Below are 15,609 nucleotides of genomic sequence, written 5' to 3' on the forward strand. Positions count from 1 at the left end.
TTTTGTCTAGCGACGGGTGACGAGATTCAGGATAGCGAACTGATTACGACGGAAAGTCCGCTGTAACATGAAGAGTAATTTAAGATTTGTTAAGGTCAGCGCAGAGCCTCTATGCAAGGGCCGGCCGAACGTCAGGATCGTCTGCTGCCGGGTGCGCATTGAACGAACCGGCAAGTGCGTTTGATTCAGAAGCACCGGGCTTTCGATGATGGCGTGGAGTTGACACCCTGCTTGCGTGAAGGCTCGTTTCGCTTACAAACCACATTTCACCCATCACACTTCCCTGCCTGTTTGGAGAGGCCGTACTTTCACGCCGTCCCTTTTTGGCGATGCGTATACGGACTCTGTGAAGCATTGGGCAAGGTCCCAATACATCAATTCAAATTGTTTGGAAGTTGGCTGTATCGGATTCACGACACGCATCGTTCTCGTTCCTCCCTGCCTGATGCTCCACGCTGTACTCCGTCCCCTCGCCAGCAAGCCGCAACGCTCTTTTGCCGCGTCTCTTCCGGCGCCTGAAAGTCTGAATTTCAGTTACTCGCCGCAGCTATGAATAACGGCTCATTAACCTTCGTGGGCGCTTTCATGAAGTCTTAAGTTCGTCATTACGTTCGGGCTGCAAGAACCGACATCAAGCGACACACACGCGTCTGAATCTATAACCATTGGGATTGGAAAATCATGAAGAAAACCTTGCTAGCCGCTGCGATTCCGGCAATTTTTCTGAGCACCGTTGCACATGCGCAAAGCAGCGTCACGCTCTATGGCCTGATCGACGAAGGGTTTGACTTTACGAGTAACGGTCAAGGCCATCGCGGCTACGAAATGGTCAGCGGCGACACCGTGGGTAGCCGCTGGGGCCTGAAAGGCAGTGAGGACCTGGGCAATGGACTGAAGGGAATCTTCCTGTTGGAGAATGGCTTCAACACGAACAACGGGCAACTGGGCCAAGGCGGTCTTGAGTTTGGGCGTCAAGCTTACGTTGGCTTATCGTCAGATCAGTATGGTATGTTCACGATGGGTCGCCAGTACGATCCCACCATCGACATGTGGAGCGGCTTCACGGCAGCGGGCAACACCATTGGCGATCTGGCGGCCCATCCGTTCGACAACGACAACTCGGACTGGGATTATCGTATCCAGAACTCGGTCAAGTATGTGTCGCCGACCTATAGCGGCTTTACTGGCGAAGCCATGTATGGCTTCAGCAACCAGGCGGGCGGGTTCGCGACGAACCGCATGTACAGTGCCGCGGGTACCTACAAGATGGGAGGCTTTGCTGCGGCTCTCGCGTACATGAAGACCAATAGTGGCGGAGCCAATGCGTCGGGCGCCGTGTCGAACGATACAACGGTCTTTACGGCTGACTCGCAACAGAATATTGACGCGGGCGTGTCATACACGTTCTCGAACAAGGCGATGTTGGCGTTCGCGTATTCGCATATAGATGTGTACAACCCGACTGGCAATGCGTACTTTACGGATCAGCCGGTGGCGGGTACTCAGAACTCGTGGAAGTTCGACAACTTTGAGGTCAATGGCCAGTACTTCTTCAAGCCTGATTTCTGGATGGCGGCTGCCTACACTTATACGTTCGCTCACATTTCCGCTACGACCGGGCGCTCGATGCCTAAGTACAATCAGTTCTCGTTGATGCTTGACTATGACCTTAGCACGCGTACGTCGGTCTACATTCAAGGAGCCTATCAACACGTGAATGGCAACACGGGAACGCAGTTCGACAATGCGGATATTCCGGGTTCATCGGGGATTTCTTCAACCGGGAATCAGTTGATGGCCCGGCTCGCGATGACACACAGGTTCTGATCGTTCGCATAGAAAGGGGGCGGCGCTGGTAACACTTGCGCGTGCAGCTTGTTGCAAGAGGTCCGCGCAACAGGCTGCACAAAACCATCGCATCGCTAAGCCCCGAAAACCACACGCTTCAAACCAAGACAGATTCAACAGGTTTTCAGCGATGCTGCGCACCTCCTTGCCACTAATCACAACCTCCGGGACAGGACCGTCCACATCGTAGGCGGACAGGTCACCGAGATAACTATGCAGCATCGCAAGCCCGCTGAGCGGATCGATCAGCGCCTGCGGTTCATCGAATTTTGCCTGCGCCTCGCCTCGGCGAATCGACCGATTAATCCCACTCATTCGTCGCCAGCCGGGACACGCGTCGTCTGGCTAACTTAGCCAAAATTTTCACCCAATCCTTATTGTTTGCTTGAAAACAATAATTTTTTGGCAGAAACTTCATCACAGTGTAATTTTCCCATCTGCCTCCACAAGGCGACACCGTGTCCGAAGACTCCTTGCCGTTGACGAATGCCCCTGTGCACGAGCAAGACGTGGTCATCGGCGGCCGCTTGCGCGCCATGCGCAAGGCGCAGGACCTACGCCTCAAACACGTGGCAGAGCAAGCCGGCCTGTCCGTCAGCATGCTCAGCCAGATCGAGCGCGGCATCAGTTCCCCGTCCATTCGCGTGCTTCGCAACATCTGCCATGCGCTGGGCGTCGATGGCGCCGCGTTGTTCGATGAGAGCAACACGCCCGCTCCGCAAGACGGCGCAGGCGCGGACTTTGTCGTGCGGCTCGCGGACCGCAAGCCAGTGAGCGTCGGCGGCGTCACTAAATATCGGGTGACACCCGCGGGCTGCTCGGTCATGGAAGGGTTCCTCATGGAGATTGGCGCGGGCGCTGTGTCCGACGTGAACTTCGTCTTGCAGACCGGCGACAAGATTGGTTATATCGTGCGCGGCAAGCTGCGCCTGTTCGTCGACGACCAGGAAATGTTGCTGGAAGCCGGGGACATATATGGGTTTCCGTCAGGCCACCGGTATAGATGGGAGAACGGCTGGGAGTCGCCCACCACCATTCTCGTCATCAACAGCAATCATTTCTACGTTTAGGTTTTCGCCCGGGCGCGGCCAGTCTTGTGCGCCTACTTAGCTGTACTGGACACACCGCGCCCTGACCGGCCGGTGCTCACCACACAGGACGCAAAGATGAAGCAGGCGATCGGCAGTATCGGCTCGGACGGCATTCCATCATCCTCGCAGGCATCCACGCACAAGATTCGTGACGTGGTGGCGGCAAACGTGGGCACATTCTTCGAGTGGTTCGACCTGCTCGTCTATGCGATGTTCGCGATCACCATCTCGCACCTGTTTTTCCCCACTGGAAATCCGCAGTCGGCCTTGTTATACAGCCTGCTGACCTTCGCGAGTGCGTATGTCGTACGGCCCGTTGGCGCGGTCGTACTGGGCATCTATGCCGATAAACGCGGCCGCCGCGCCGCGCTGACCATCGCTGCGTTCCTGATGCTCTGCGGCACCGTCCTGATGGCGGTGATTCCGACGTATCGGATGATTGGTGCATGGGCACCCGCCCTGCTCGTGTTCGGACGCCTGCTGCAAGGGTTCTCGGTCGGCGGTGAATTCGGCTGCGCGAACTCTTACCTGACCGAGCAAAACTCGCGCACGAAAGCGTTCTTCGCCAGCCTGCAGTTCTCGACCTCCGGCCTCGCGGTGTTGACCGCCTCGCTATTTGCTTACCTGATCAATCACTATCTTTCGCAAGAGCAAGTCGATTCGTGGGGATGGCGCACGCCGTTCATCTTCGGCTGCCTGATCGGTCCCGTTGGGCTGTATATCCGCACCAAGATCAACGAGACGCGCGAGTTCGAAGAAGTCGCGGACAAACCGCATCGGCCGCTTGCGGAAGTCTTTACCTTTCACAAGCGTTTCCTGCTGATTGGCGCGGCAGTCGTGGCGGCGGGCAATGTAGCCAGTTTTCTTAATATCTACATGCCGACGTTCGCCATCAATAATCTTGGCATAGCTAAGGACTCCGCTTTCATTGCATCCATCTTCAGTGGCCTCGTCAGCACGATCTTCCCGATCTTCGGCGGACTGGCTGCCGACCGTTTCGGGACCATCAAGGTCATGCGGATTGCGTTGATCGCGGGCCTGATCATGGTCTTTCCCATGTTCTTCATGCTGACGCATACGCCCTCGTTCCAGTCACTTATCTTGTTCCAATGCGCGATGTCGCTGGTGTTCTACAGCTTCTATTACGCACCGGTCGGTTCGCTGTTGTCGCAGCTCTTTCCAACGTCGTGCCGGACAACGGGCGTGTCGATCGCCTACGTTGCGTCGCAGACATTTTTTGGTGGCGTCACGCCGCTCGTGGTCGGCTTCCTTGTCGCGCAGACGGGCAGCATCATGTCGCCGGCTTATTACGTGATCGTGATCGGCGTGGTCGCGCTAGTGGGCTTGTCGGCTAGCCGAAGCCGTGCTCACTGACATGAACGACCGCTTTTCTTCAAGGACATAACATGCGTTCGACATTGCCTGCGGAGATCGACGTTGCGATCGTCGGGGGCGGAATTATCGGCATCAGCACTGCACTCGCGTTGGCACGCGAGCGGGTACGTGTCGCTGTATTCGAAAAAGGCATGATCGCGGGCGAACAGTCGTCGCGCAACTGGGGATGGATTCGCACGGTCGGGCGCGATCCAAAGGAGTTGCCGCTATCCGCCGTAGCGAACGATATGTGGGCGGGCATCCAGGCGCGCGTCAACGTAGGCTACCGGCGCACCGGCCTCGCCTATCTGGCGGAGACGGACAAGGAGATGGGCCGCCATCAGGCGTGGCTCAACTCGGCTAAAGACACGGGCACAGAAGGAAGCCTGTTGGGACGCGATGAACTTGCGCGTCTTATTCCCACCTCGAACCGCCTGTGGATCGGCGCTTTGTACAGTGCGGGCGACGGCGTTGCCGAACCCACGCTAGCCACCGCCGCAATCGCCAGACTGGCGACCGAAGCCGGTGCAATGGTGTTCGAACGGTGCGCGGTTCGCGGGCTAGAGACCAGCGCGGGAAGAACGTCGGCGGTTGTCACCGAGCTTGGCGTGGTGAAGTGTGCGTCAGTGGTACTGGCAGGCGGCGCATGGTCACGGCTTTTTTGCGGCAACAACGCGATCGACTTTCCGCAGTTGAAGGTACACGCGTCAGTGCTGCGAACGGGGCCATTAGAGACCGGCTTGGAGATGGCGATCAATGGGTCGGATTTTACGTGCCGCAAGCGCGCTGACGGGGGGTATACGGTGTCGCAACTCGGTGCGTCGATAGCAGACCTCACACCGGACAGCATCCGTTTGTGCCGTCAATTCCTGCCGGCGTGGATGGCAGAGCGCAAGTACTTAAAGCTTCGCGTAGGCAGGCGTTTTATAGAAGAGATGAGCATTCCGCGCCACTTTCGCCTCGATACCCCCACGCCATTCGAAGCTTGCCGGACGCTCGATCCGCCGCCGACCATGAAGATGGTCGACGGCGCACTCGACAAGTTAAAGCATGCGTTCCCAGCGTTCAAGAATGCGACGGTCGCCGAAGCCTGGGCCGGGTTTATCGATGTGACGCCAGATGCGGTGCCGGTTATCTCGGAGGTCGGCAAAATTCCAGGATTCTTTCTGGCAGCGGGATTTTCAGGGCATGGTTTCGGCATTGGCCCGGCAGCCGGCGCGTTGATGGCAGATCTGGTGACCGGAAACACGCCAAGAGTGGACCCGAAGGCGTTCCGTCTGGACAGGTTCAATGCCTGAGACTGGACCGGATACGAATCGACAATAACAACGTCCAGCACCCACTCCGGCGACGCGCACTCGCGCTGCCGGAGCCCGCCGATCAGAATTCCTGCATGGTCGGACGAAGCACGATCTCGTTGATATCGACATCGCCGGGTTGCTCGATCGCGTAAGCAATCGCGCGCGCCACCGAATCCGCGGGAATCGCCTGCTGATAAAACTGCCCCACCACCTTCGCGCTCTCTTCATGGGAACTGCCGAACTTCAGTTCGGAGTCGACCGCGCCCGGCAGGATGATCGTCGTGCGGATCGACGCGCCGACTTCGTGACGCAGTCCTTCGGAAATCGCGCGTACGGCAAACTTGGTGCCGCTATAGACGGTGCCGCCGGGGCTAAAGACCTTGATGCCCGCCACCGATGAAATGTTGATGAAGTGGCCGCTGTCCTGCTTCTGGAATACCGGTAACGCGGCGGCGATCCCGTACAGCACGCCCTTGATGTTGATGTCGATCATGCGTTCCCACTCGTCGACCTTCATCTCCGACATCGGCGCGATTGCCATGAGCCCTGCGTTATTGATCATGACATCCACGCGTCCGTAGGCGCTCACTGCCTGATCGACCAGCGCCTGCACGTCGGCGCGGCGCGTGACATCGGCGGCCAGTACCTCGACCTTGCCGCCGGCTTCGCGCAACTCGGCGGCGATGCTCTCAAGCCGCTCCAAGCGACGCGCACCCAATACAAGCGACGCGCCTTTCGCCGACAAATGACGTGCCGTGGCTTCACCAAGCCCGCTGCTCGCGCCGGTGATGACAACGACCTTGCCTTCAATTCCATTGCTTGCGTGATTGCTCATTATTGACAGGCTCCTGTGTTCCTGAGAGGGCGAATGCCCCCGCGACAGAACACAGTATGGGAATCTCAAGCCCGCCATTCAATGGAAATGATACGATTTCATAATTCCATTTTATGGAAGCAAAACCGAGAACCCATCATGCAGAATCGCCTTGAAATGTTGCGCATCTGTTGTGCGGCCGTTGAAGCACAGAGCTTTAAGGAAGCGGCTACCCGGCTGGGCACCTCGCCTCAGGCAATCACGCGAGCCGTTCAGGAAGCGGAAGCGCTGGTGGGCGAAATCCTGTTCCATCGCAACACCCGGCGCGTGCGCGCCACGCAAGCAGGAGAAGCGTTTGCGCAGCGGGCGCGCAAACTCGTGCAGCAGATGGATGATCTCTTAAGACCGAAGGACAGCGAGATCGATGCCGAGATTGCCGGCCTGGTCCGGCTGACCGCGCCCAGGTCCATCGGCGAACGTTTTCTCATGCCCGCGCTTGTGCGGCTCGCCGAGAAGCATCCCCGCATCACGCTTGACCTGCGTTTATCCGATGCGATCAGCGACCCCATCGCGGAGCAGATCGATATTGGCGTGCGGATCGGCTTCATGCGGGATAGTCGCTTCGTGGTGCGTCCTGCATCTCACGTGGGCTTCTCCGTGATTGCCAGTCCAAAGCTTGTCGCACGCGTGGGCCATCCCACGGACCTGGCTGAGCTTGCGCTGCTGCCGTCGACAGGATTCATCGACAGGAACACCGGGCGAGTGTGGCCCTGGCAGTTTTCCAATGGGCAGCAAATGACGCCGACAAACCTTGCGTTCCAGACCGACGACGGCGAGTGCGAGTGCCGCGCCGTGGTGGCGGGAATGGGGTTTGGGCAGATCGTGAGTTATCTCGCACTGCCGTTGCTGCGCGCGGGCAAGGTGATAAGCGTACTCGACGATGTCGCGCCGGAGCCGTGGCCGGTCTACGTGTACAGGCCGCAGCGGGGACCCGTGCCCGCACGCATCCGGCTCGTGTTCGACGCCGTGCTGGCAGCGCTGGAGAAATCAGAGCTGCAGCATGGGCCTTATGTGTCGGGCTGACTTCACGCTCCGAGGACGAAAAAAACGCCGTGCGAACATGCGAACCATCGACCAAGCCCTGCCGGCGCTTGGAATTCGCTATGCGCGCTCTAAGGTGCCGGCTGATGTTGGAATGATCGCTAGCTAGGGATAACCCCATAGACCGGATAGGAACCCGGCCCTGCTGCGTCTGGGCTTTGCTATGTTCATACAAATAATCAAGCTAAAGCGCTGTTTTCATCCTAGATTGGTATTTGCTTCCATTGCCGATCACGAAAGTCCGTTAAACGGCGCCTGATTCGAACTCGCCGGCCGTGTCGCGTTCTCATAACAATCGCGTCTGCTCGATACCCGCATGGGCGAACGTGAAATAACGTGAAATAATGAATCGTGGCGGCAAAAGGTAAACAGCCGGCTACACGCGCAGATAACATGTGCGAATAAGAGCCGTAAAAAGCTTATTGCCGCAAAAAAATGCTTGCCGGCGAGAATCAGGAGACTTGTTACTTGATTCTTACTTGATGCTCCTCCGAAAACGGGACGCGAACTTCAAACGGGGTTTTATGGCATGACCAACGCAGCCGATCAACCTTCGATTCCTTCAAGTTTCCGCGTACTGAGTCGATATAACTAAAGCGCGTGCAGTTTTCGTGAGGCCGGCAACTGCAACTTATCGCCACGTGCCCAAAATGTGCTGACCCCGCAGCGACTTGATAGCGGCGGTCGCTATAACTAACCGGTATGACTTTCATGGCTGCTTCTTCATCGCTTCCCAGGCATTTGTTTTACGTAGGCGATCCTTTGACGCTCGAACTTCGCTCGCTCCTGGATGCGCGCGGCTGGACAGTCAAATCCCTGGAACTGGACCGTGAGCCGGGGAATTTCTCGTCGAAGCCCAGCGGCGGTTTGCTCGATTTCTCGGCGCGAAACGTTCTGGCCAATCTGCGGCTGGCTGAAACCTGGCTATCGGTAAAAACAGTGGGCTGGTTAGCGCTCTTGTCGCCCGCGCAACTTGAAGATTCAACTATTCGGCGTCTCGTCCGGGATTTTTGCTTTGATTATGTAACGCTCCCCGCATCGGGCGAGCGGATTTTGAACGCGCTGGGCCATGCTTACGGAATCGCCGCCTTGCATGACGGAGGGACGCGCGACCCCGCTAACGCGAAGAACGACAGCAACGCCGAAGGCGACATGATCGGCTCATGCGACGCCATGCTTGCGCTCTTCCGCGCGATCCGCAAAGTGGCCATGACCGACGCGCCCGTGTTTATCTCCGGCGAATCGGGAACAGGTAAGGAATTGACGGCGGTAGCCATTCACGCGCGGTCGGTACGGCGCAACGAGCCGTTTGTCGCGATCAACTGTGGGGCCATTCCCGCGCATCTTTTGCAATCCGAGTTATTCGGTTATGAACGCGGCGCGTTCACCGGTGCGAATCAGCGCAAGATCGGGCGTGTTGAAGCGGCCAACGGCGGCACGCTGTTCCTCGATGAGATAGGCGACTTGCCGCTGGAGAGCCAGGCGAGCCTGTTGCGTTTCCTTCAGGAACGCAAGATCGAGCGCCTCGGCGGTCATGAGTCCACTTCCGTCGATGTGCGCATTGTCTCGGCTACGCACGTGGACATGCAGACTGCAATGATTGAAGGCCGGTTTCGCTCTGACCTTTACCACCGGTTGTGCGTGCTGCAGATCGAGGAGCCGCCGTTACGCTCGCGTGGCAAGGACATTGAATTGCTGGCCCGGCACATGCTGGATCGATTCGAGAAAGATGCCAACCGGCGTCTGCGCGGTTTCGCCCCTGACGCTATCGCCGCGATCCATAACTATGGCTGGCCCGGTAATGTGCGTGAGCTGATCAACCGCGTACGGCGCGCGATCGTGATGGCCGAAGGCCGCTTGATCGGCGCGCATGATCTCGAACTCGGCGAGTTTGCGGAATGCGTGCCCATGTCGCTTGCGCAGGCGCGCGAAGTGGGAGAACGGCAGGCTATCGAAATGGCCCTGCTGAGGAATCGCGGGCGCGTCGGCGACGCGGCGCGCGAACTCGGCGTGTCCCGTGTGACCCTGTACCGGATCCTGTCCGCCTACAACATGCGCAATGTAGAGACGCCGTCGGGTCTTGGCCTGGACTAGTTCATTCCTGCGGCAACGGCCGTTGGAACGTCTGCGACGCTAGTGCTCCTGCCCACCCGGCCCGCCCTGCCCGTGAGCCAAACAGAGTCCGGAGTGCTGGAATCGCTTTCATTAACATCCGATACATCCAGGGTTTCGTAGCGGTTCTCAAGTGCGGCTCGATTGCCGAAGCCGCACGCCGGCTTGACCTTACCGCCGCGGCGGTCGCCGCGCGCGCTCATTCTCTTTCTCCTGCTGCAGACTTTCGCTCTGCAGGAAATCGAAGTCCACGCCCTCATCCGCTTGCGTCACCGTCTGCAAAAACAACTTCCGGTAACCACGTCCTGCGGTCGGACGAACGACGGGATTGTCGAGCGCACGCTGATGTAATTCAGCTTCCGGTACGAGCAGCGCAATCTCCCGGTTGATCACGCTCAAGCGAATCCGGTCCCCATTGCGGACATGGGCAAGCGGGCCGCCAATGGCCGCTTCCGGCGTGACGTGCAGAACAATCGTGCCGAACGCGGTGCCGCTCATGCGGCCATCGGAGATCCGCACCATGTCCTTGACACCCGTTCGCGCCAGCTTGCGTGGAATGGGGATATAACCCGCTTCGGGCATCCCCGGCGCACCGACCGGGCCAATGTTCTTCAGCACAAGAATGTCCTGCGCGGTGACGTCCAGCGCTTCGTCGTCGATCCGGCTGGCCATGTCCTCGAGATCGTCGAAGACGACCGCACGACCTTCATGCTCCATCAACGCCGGATCAGCCGCCGATTGCTTGATGATCGCGCCGCCTGGCGCAAGATTGCCACGCAGTACGGCAAGTCCGCCTTCCGGATAGATCGGATGACTAAATGATCGTACGACGTCCTGCTGGTACCCGGGTCCGCCAAGCTCGATCTCCTCCCCCAGCGTGCGCCCGGTGACGGTCAGCGCGTCCAGATGGAGCAACGGCTTGAGTTCGCGCAGCAGCGTAGCCATGCCGCCCGCCTTGTGGAAGTCTTCCATGTAGTGCTGGCCGGTTGGTTTCAGATCCAGCAGCACCGGCGTTTCCTTGCCCATCCGGTCGAGCGTGTCCAGATCGATCCGATGCCCCAGCCGTCCGGCAATAGCCGTCAGATGAACAATCGCGTTGGTCGAGCCTCCGATTGCCAGCAGCACGCGCATCGCATTTTCAAAGGCTTTTACGGTAAGTATCTTGTCGATGGTGAGACCGTCGACTGCCATCTGAACTGCCCGTGCGCCCGTTTCTTCCGCCACGCGAATCCGGTCGGCTGTGACGGCAGGAGGCGACGCGCCGCCGGGAACCGTCATGCCCAATGCTTCCGCGACACAGGCCATGGTGCTAGCGGTGCCCATCACCGAACATGTTCCCACGCTCGCGACCAACTGGTTGTTGACGTCGGCGACCTCTTCCTCGTCAATCTCGGCCGCACGAAACCTGGCCCAATAGCGACGGCAATCGGTACATGCACCCACGCGTCCGCCACGATGCGAGCCGGTCAGCATGGACCCAGTGATGAGCTGGATGGCAGGCGTGCCCGCGGACGCCGCGCCCATCAATTGCGCGGGCACGGTCTTGTCGCAACCGCCTATGAGAACGACCGCGTCCATGGGCTGCGCGCGAATCATTTCCTCGGTATCCATCGACATCAGATTGCGCAGGTACATCGATGTCGGCGACGCAAAGCTTTCGTGAATGGAGATGGTCGGGAAGTCCATCGGCAAACCGCCGGCGAGCATCACGCCGCGCTTCACCGCTTCAATCAGTTGCGGCATGTTGCCGTGACAAGGGTTGTACGCACTCCCCGTATTGACGATACCGATTACCGGCCGGTTCAAGGCCTTGTCGGTATAACCGGCGCCCTTGATGAACGCCTTGCGCAAGAACAGCGAAAAGTCCTGGTCGCCGTACGACGTAAGTCCTCGCTTCATGCCGGTCGCGCGGACCGGGGCTTGCTTGTCGTCCGGTCTGTCAGCCGGCTTGTCGGATTGATCGGTCACTGGGGAATTCCCTATGAAGTAAATGATGGTTCGCGCCTGGGCGCCGGTTGGATTCCAGTTTGCCCGGCCGCGGGAGCGTATATAGAGACTATTGCGACGCCCCCGGCATAGTGAAGCCTACCGCCGTCAACTGTTCGACCGGGCGTGCCGCCACCCGCTCCGATCGCTTGAGCGTTGGACGTACTGTGCGCCATTGCTCATTGTTTAGCCAATGCGCGATCGCATGTTTCATGGCGGTGATGATCGGCAACGCCTGGAATATCGCGCGGATCACCGTGGCGCGTTCCCGCAATGCGCACGCGTTATACAGCTTTCCGCCGGCCTCTTAGCGCCGCACAAAGTGGCCCACGAGCATCGCGCGTTTCCACCCAAATCCCGCCACTTTCCGATATTCAAAACCCGCTTGCAGCAGCGCGCGTTTCACATCGCCGGCGCTGGTGTAGGTGGAAAACGTCGCGTCGTCACTTGCCAGCGCAGCGAGTGAATTGAAGATCGCGGGCGTCCAGAGTTCAGGATTTTTCGCCGGCGCAAAACCGTCGAGATAAAACGCATCCGCGCGCAACCGCAGCGTGGGCAGGATATCCACGGCGTCGCCGAAAATAAGCGTCAACGTGACGCTGCCATCGTCGAAATCGAGCTGGTGCGTACCGGGTTTCAGCGCGGGCCACGCCGCGGCAAGCGTGTCGGCCAGGGCGAGAACCGATGCATCGTCCACGGTCACCGCGTAGGCGCGAAGCAGATCGTCCGCCGAAAACGGGTGCTTTTCGATCGACACGAAATGGAGCCGTTCGCTGCGCGCGGGATCGGCGCGCCACGCGGCCCATGTCGTCAGGAAATTGATGCCCATGCCGAAACCGGTTTCAAGCACGGTAAACGCTTGACGCTCCTGCCATCGTCCAGGCAAGCCGTTGCCCTGCAAGAATACATACTGCGACTGGGCAAGACTGCCCACGATGCTGTGATAGATATCGCCGTATTCAGGTGAATACGGCGACCCGTTAGGGCGGAACGCAAGCGTGGCGGGAATCAGCGGATCGGTCATGCGGGTCGGTTGTCAGGGAGGGACTGCGGGGGAATCATGTTTGACGGGCCACGGCCGCGTCATTGTCGCGCGGTCCGGTAAAGGTTCAGCACGTTAGCAAAAACGGCCGGCCTTCGGCAAAAAATGCACCGAAGAAAGCCTCCCCATGGCGCGATGCTCAATCGCGATTTATCCGGCAAGCGGCAAAGTATCCCCGTTTTGCCATGAAGACGAGCTAAGATAAATCGAGTGGTTCCGGTTTGACCGGGCCGCGTTCGCGCGTGATTTTCTTTGACAGGAGAACAACATGGCAGCCAAGAAGATCTTATTTCTGACCGGCGATTTTGCGGAAGATTATGAAACGATGGTGCCTTTCCAGGCGCTGCAAATGGTCGGCCATACGGTGCACGCCGTGTGCCCTGGGAAGAAAAGCGGAGACAAGATCAAGACCGCGATTCACGACTTCGAGGGCGACCAGACCTACACTGAAAAGCCGGGTCATCTGTTCGCGCTGAATGCGAATTTCGATGATGTCGATGTCACCCGTTACGACGCGCTGATGATCGCCGGTGGCCGTGCGCCGGAATACCTGCGGCTGAACAAACGGGTAATCGAAATCGTACGGCAATTCGCTGCGGCCGAAAAACCGATCGCAGCGGTCTGTCACGGCGCACAGGTGCTGGCGGCAGCCGACGTCATTCGCGGCAAGCGGATTTCCGCCTACCCCGCTTGTGCGCCGGAAGTCCGGTTGGCCGGCGCCGACTACGCGGACATCGAAGTGGACAGCGCCGTCACTGACGGCAATTTCGTCACGGCGCCGGCGTGGCCCGCTCATCCGCAATGGCTAGGTCAGTTCCTCGCACGGCTTGGGACCGAAATCTCGCTCTGAGCGATATGGCGATTGCGGCGGCGGCCGACACGCCCGGGGCACCATTAGAGGGCCCTGAGAGCGTTCATGGAAGGTGGATGCAGGTCGCGTCCACCCTGCTATTCATCGGCGTATGGCGGCCGCTTTCGGGCCGTTGGCGGCGTCGACGGGTGCTGCAATTGACTGAGGATTGTTCCGCCTGCCCGGACAAGTAGAACACCGGGAGTGGCGGGCTGCTAGAATTGACCTTTTACTTGCCTGGTCATGTGCTATGGGCTTTGAACAGCTCGCTGTATTGAAACAACAACTCGAGAAAGAGCAACAGGCGAAACGCGCGCAATCGAAGCCCGTGGCGAAGCCTGCGCATAAGCCTGCCCCCAAGCATGCCTCTAAGCAGCCCGCCCCCACACCGGTCTCGAAGCCCGTCACCAAGCCGCCGCGCCCTCCTCGGCCAGCCCGGCCTGCCGCTCCCGTCGCGGTCAGGTCGAAACCCGTGGACCCTGTGGTATTGACCATCGGGAAGCTGCAAAAACGGTTTCCTAAAGCGTTCCCGAAAAATCCATCGCCCAAGGTGCCGCTGAAGATCGGAATTTTCGAAGATCTTCTCGCGCACGCCGCAGAGTTGGCGCTGACCGAGACCGAGTTGCGGGCGGCGATCAAGATCTGGTGCCGTGGCAGCCGTTACTGGACGTCGATGGTTGAAGGCGCAATTCGGGTCGACCTCTCGGGCGAGGAAGCCGGACGGGTATCGCCTGAAGATGGCGTCCGCGCGACGAAGCTGGAAGAAGGCCGTTTGGCAAGAGTCGCGTCGAAGGCCGCGGCTCCTGAAAAGGCGGCGGTTGTTGAGAATGCAGTGGTTGCTGAAAAAGCAGCCGTTGCGGATTCTGAGAAGGTTGCCGGATAAAAACGGGTGGGAGCGGGAGGTTTGCGGCGCCGCCGCAGCCTCTCCCCCGCGCGCTCAGTTAACGACGGTGTCCTGATAAATTCCGTATTCGGACCGGATGATTCAATGCCCGGTTCCAAGCGCACACGATGTCACGCGTCGGCTGCCGGCGCATCGATCGCAGCCAGACCGTTTTCGTTGAGCGCGGGAATGGCGGCGAAAGCCTCCGCTATGAAATCCATGAAAACCACCGCGCGTCGTGGCAACAGCCGACTTGCCGCGTAGACAATCTGCAGCGGCACCGGCGGCCCAATGTAGTCGCGCAGTATCAAACGTGCGGACCCAGTTCGCAGCGCGTCTTCAAACAGCCAAAGAGGTCCATATCCAACGCCGATGCCTTGCAGCACCGCCTCGCGGACAGCGTCCGGTGAATTGACGCGCAGACGCCCCGTAACGGAGACCTCGGTATCGCGGAAGTGCCATGTTCCGGCCGACGACAACAATGTATAGACGATGCAATCGTGATCGCGCAAGTCACCCGGCGTGCGCGGCATGCCGCGCCGCGCAAGGTAATCGACGCTTGCGACGCAAACCCTTTGGAACATCCCGATACGCCGAGCACGCAGCGTACTGTCCTCAAGATTGCCGATGCGAATGGCCAATTCGACCGCTTCATTGACCAGATCGACGTAGCGATCGCTGATCTGCAATTCGAGCTCAAGTTTGGGATGACGCTCCAGAAGCGGACGCACCAACGGCAGCAAGTGGATCCTCCCAAGCGTCGTGGGACATGCTACGCGTAGCAGGCCTGAAGGCTGATCGTCACCACGGGCGGTCGATTCGGCCTCGGTGACAGCGTCCAGTATCCGTCGGGCCTCGGCGTAGTAGCGCTCACCTTCGGGGGTGAGGGTCAGCCTGCGCGTGGATCGCTGCATCAGTCGTGTTTCAAGGTGCTGTTCCAGCGCAGCGACATAGCGGCTGACGTTAGGCTGGCCAATGCCCAGTTCCCTGGCGGCCGCAGAAAAACTCCCGGTCTCGACCGCCCGGGCAAAGCATTTCATCAAGAGGAAACGATCCACGGTGCGTCCTGATCATTTATGCAATGAGGGCATGAATGATATACCTTTCGACCCACTTATCCCCGTGCGCAAATGACTCCATTCTGCCTGTACAGCGAGGCGGCGCCAGCTAAGCACCGTCGACTGTTCATTCATTTACCGGAGATTCC

The 15,609-nt window shown here is 59.1% G+C and carries 12 protein-coding genes and 2 pseudogenes; 9 read left to right on the forward strand and 5 right to left on the reverse strand.

Annotated features, from left to right (window positions below; all coding sequences use genetic code 11):
* The first annotated feature begins 681 nt into the window (after window positions 1-681).
* The 4 genes from HB376_RS11360 to HB376_RS11375 all read left to right on the forward strand — a co-directional run bounded on the left by HB376_RS11360 (window position 682) and on the right by HB376_RS11375 (window position 5,611).
* The gene (locus tag HB376_RS11360) at window positions 682-1,827 is read left to right on the forward strand and encodes a porin (RefSeq protein ID WP_213763750.1); all 1,146 of its coding nucleotides are present in this window, start codon (window positions 682-684) and stop codon (window positions 1,825-1,827) included.
* A gap of 479 nt (window positions 1,828-2,306) precedes the next feature.
* The gene (locus tag HB376_RS11365) at window positions 2,307-2,918 is read left to right on the forward strand and encodes an XRE family transcriptional regulator (protein ID WP_213763751.1); all 612 of its coding nucleotides are present in this window, start codon (window positions 2,307-2,309) and stop codon (window positions 2,916-2,918) included.
* A 96-nt stretch (window positions 2,919-3,014) separates the two neighbouring features.
* Complete coding sequence (locus HB376_RS11370; RefSeq protein ID WP_213763752.1) at window positions 3,015-4,313, forward strand: MFS transporter; 1,299 nt, start codon at window positions 3,015-3,017, stop codon at window positions 4,311-4,313.
* 32 nt (window positions 4,314-4,345) lie between these two features.
* Complete coding sequence (locus tag HB376_RS11375) at window positions 4,346-5,611, forward strand: FAD-binding oxidoreductase (protein ID WP_213763753.1); 1,266 nt, start codon at window positions 4,346-4,348, stop codon at window positions 5,609-5,611.
* A gap of 82 nt (window positions 5,612-5,693) precedes the next feature.
* Here the strand turns inward: HB376_RS11375 and HB376_RS11380 are convergent, their stop codons facing one another.
* Window positions 5,694-6,449 carry an SDR family oxidoreductase gene (locus HB376_RS11380; protein ID WP_213763754.1) on the reverse strand — a complete coding sequence of 252 codons (756 nt, stop codon included), beginning with the start codon at window positions 6,447-6,449 and terminating at the stop codon, window positions 5,694-5,696.
* Between the two features lie 138 nt (window positions 6,450-6,587).
* Here HB376_RS11380 and HB376_RS11385 point away from each other — a divergent pair, with 138 nt between their 5' ends.
* The 3 genes and pseudogenes from HB376_RS11385 to HB376_RS40920 all read left to right on the forward strand — a co-directional run.
* The gene (locus tag HB376_RS11385) at window positions 6,588-7,511 is read left to right on the forward strand and encodes a LysR family transcriptional regulator (RefSeq protein WP_213763755.1); all 924 of its coding nucleotides are present in this window, start codon (window positions 6,588-6,590) and stop codon (window positions 7,509-7,511) included.
* A 729-nt stretch (window positions 7,512-8,240) separates the two neighbouring features.
* Complete coding sequence (locus tag HB376_RS11390) at window positions 8,241-9,623, forward strand: sigma-54 dependent transcriptional regulator (protein WP_213763756.1); 1,383 nt, start codon at window positions 8,241-8,243, stop codon at window positions 9,621-9,623.
* Window positions 9,624-9,733: 110 nt separating this feature from the next.
* A pseudogene (locus HB376_RS40920) lies at window positions 9,734-9,850 on the forward strand (LysR family transcriptional regulator); the annotation flags it as partial.
* Here HB376_RS40920 and HB376_RS11395 read toward each other — a convergent pair.
* The 3 genes and pseudogenes from HB376_RS11395 to mnmD form a co-directional block, all read right to left on the reverse strand.
* Window positions 9,813-11,540 (reverse strand): IlvD/Edd family dehydratase, encoded by a 1,728-nt coding sequence (locus tag HB376_RS11395; protein WP_213763860.1) that lies wholly within the window; start codon window positions 11,538-11,540, stop codon window positions 9,813-9,815. The pseudogene HB376_RS40920 and the gene HB376_RS11395 sit on opposite strands and share 38 nt — an antisense overlap.
* Before the next feature lie 157 nt (window positions 11,541-11,697).
* Entirely contained in the window at window positions 11,698-11,883 is a 186-nt protein-coding gene (locus HB376_RS11400; RefSeq protein ID WP_213763757.1) for a hypothetical protein, read from the reverse strand.
* Between the two features lie 63 nt (window positions 11,884-11,946).
* Window positions 11,947-12,651: pseudogene (gene mnmD, locus HB376_RS11405) on the reverse strand (tRNA (5-methylaminomethyl-2-thiouridine)(34)-methyltransferase MnmD); the annotation flags it as partial.
* 286 nt (window positions 12,652-12,937) lie between these two features.
* Here mnmD and HB376_RS11410 point away from each other — a divergent pair.
* Together HB376_RS11410 and HB376_RS11415 are read left to right on the forward strand one after the other, a co-directional pair.
* A complete protein-coding gene (locus HB376_RS11410) occupies window positions 12,938-13,519 on the forward strand; it encodes a DJ-1/PfpI family protein (RefSeq protein ID WP_213763759.1) in 582 nt (193 codons plus the stop codon).
* A 169-nt stretch (window positions 13,520-13,688) separates the two neighbouring features.
* Window positions 13,689-14,402, forward strand: coding sequence for a ProQ/FinO family protein (locus HB376_RS11415; RefSeq protein WP_255631278.1), 714 nt, complete (start codon window positions 13,689-13,691; stop codon window positions 14,400-14,402).
* 131 nt (window positions 14,403-14,533) lie between these two features.
* Here the strand turns inward: HB376_RS11415 and HB376_RS11420 are convergent, their stop codons facing one another.
* On the reverse strand, window positions 14,534-15,460 hold the full coding sequence (locus HB376_RS11420; RefSeq protein WP_213763760.1) for a LysR substrate-binding domain-containing protein: 927 nt from the start codon (window positions 15,458-15,460) through the stop codon (window positions 14,534-14,536).
* Window positions 15,461-15,609 lie beyond the last annotated feature (149 nt).

Source organism: Caballeronia sp. dw_19 (assembly GCF_018449515.1).
Taxonomy (GTDB): Bacteria; Pseudomonadota; Gammaproteobacteria; order Burkholderiales; family Burkholderiaceae; genus Caballeronia.

Coding starts and splice junctions, on each gene's coding strand:
- HB376_RS11390 (WP_213763756.1), top strand. CDS start 8,241: ATGGCTGCTTCTTCATCGCTTCCCAGGCATTTGTTTTACGTAGGCGAT.
- HB376_RS11380 (WP_213763754.1), bottom strand. CDS start 6,449: ATGAGCAATCACGCAAGCAATGGAATTGAAGGCAAGGTCGTTGTCATC.
- HB376_RS11370 (WP_213763752.1), top strand. CDS start 3,015: ATGAAGCAGGCGATCGGCAGTATCGGCTCGGACGGCATTCCATCATCC.
- HB376_RS11375 (WP_213763753.1), top strand. CDS start 4,346: ATGCGTTCGACATTGCCTGCGGAGATCGACGTTGCGATCGTCGGGGGC.
- HB376_RS11395 (WP_213763860.1), bottom strand. CDS start 11,540: ATGAAGCGAGGACTTACGTCGTACGGCGACCAGGACTTTTCGCTGTTC.
- HB376_RS11410 (WP_213763759.1), top strand. CDS start 12,938: ATGGCAGCCAAGAAGATCTTATTTCTGACCGGCGATTTTGCGGAAGAT.
- HB376_RS11360 (WP_213763750.1), top strand. CDS start 682: ATGAAGAAAACCTTGCTAGCCGCTGCGATTCCGGCAATTTTTCTGAGC.
- HB376_RS11385 (WP_213763755.1), top strand. CDS start 6,588: ATGCAGAATCGCCTTGAAATGTTGCGCATCTGTTGTGCGGCCGTTGAA.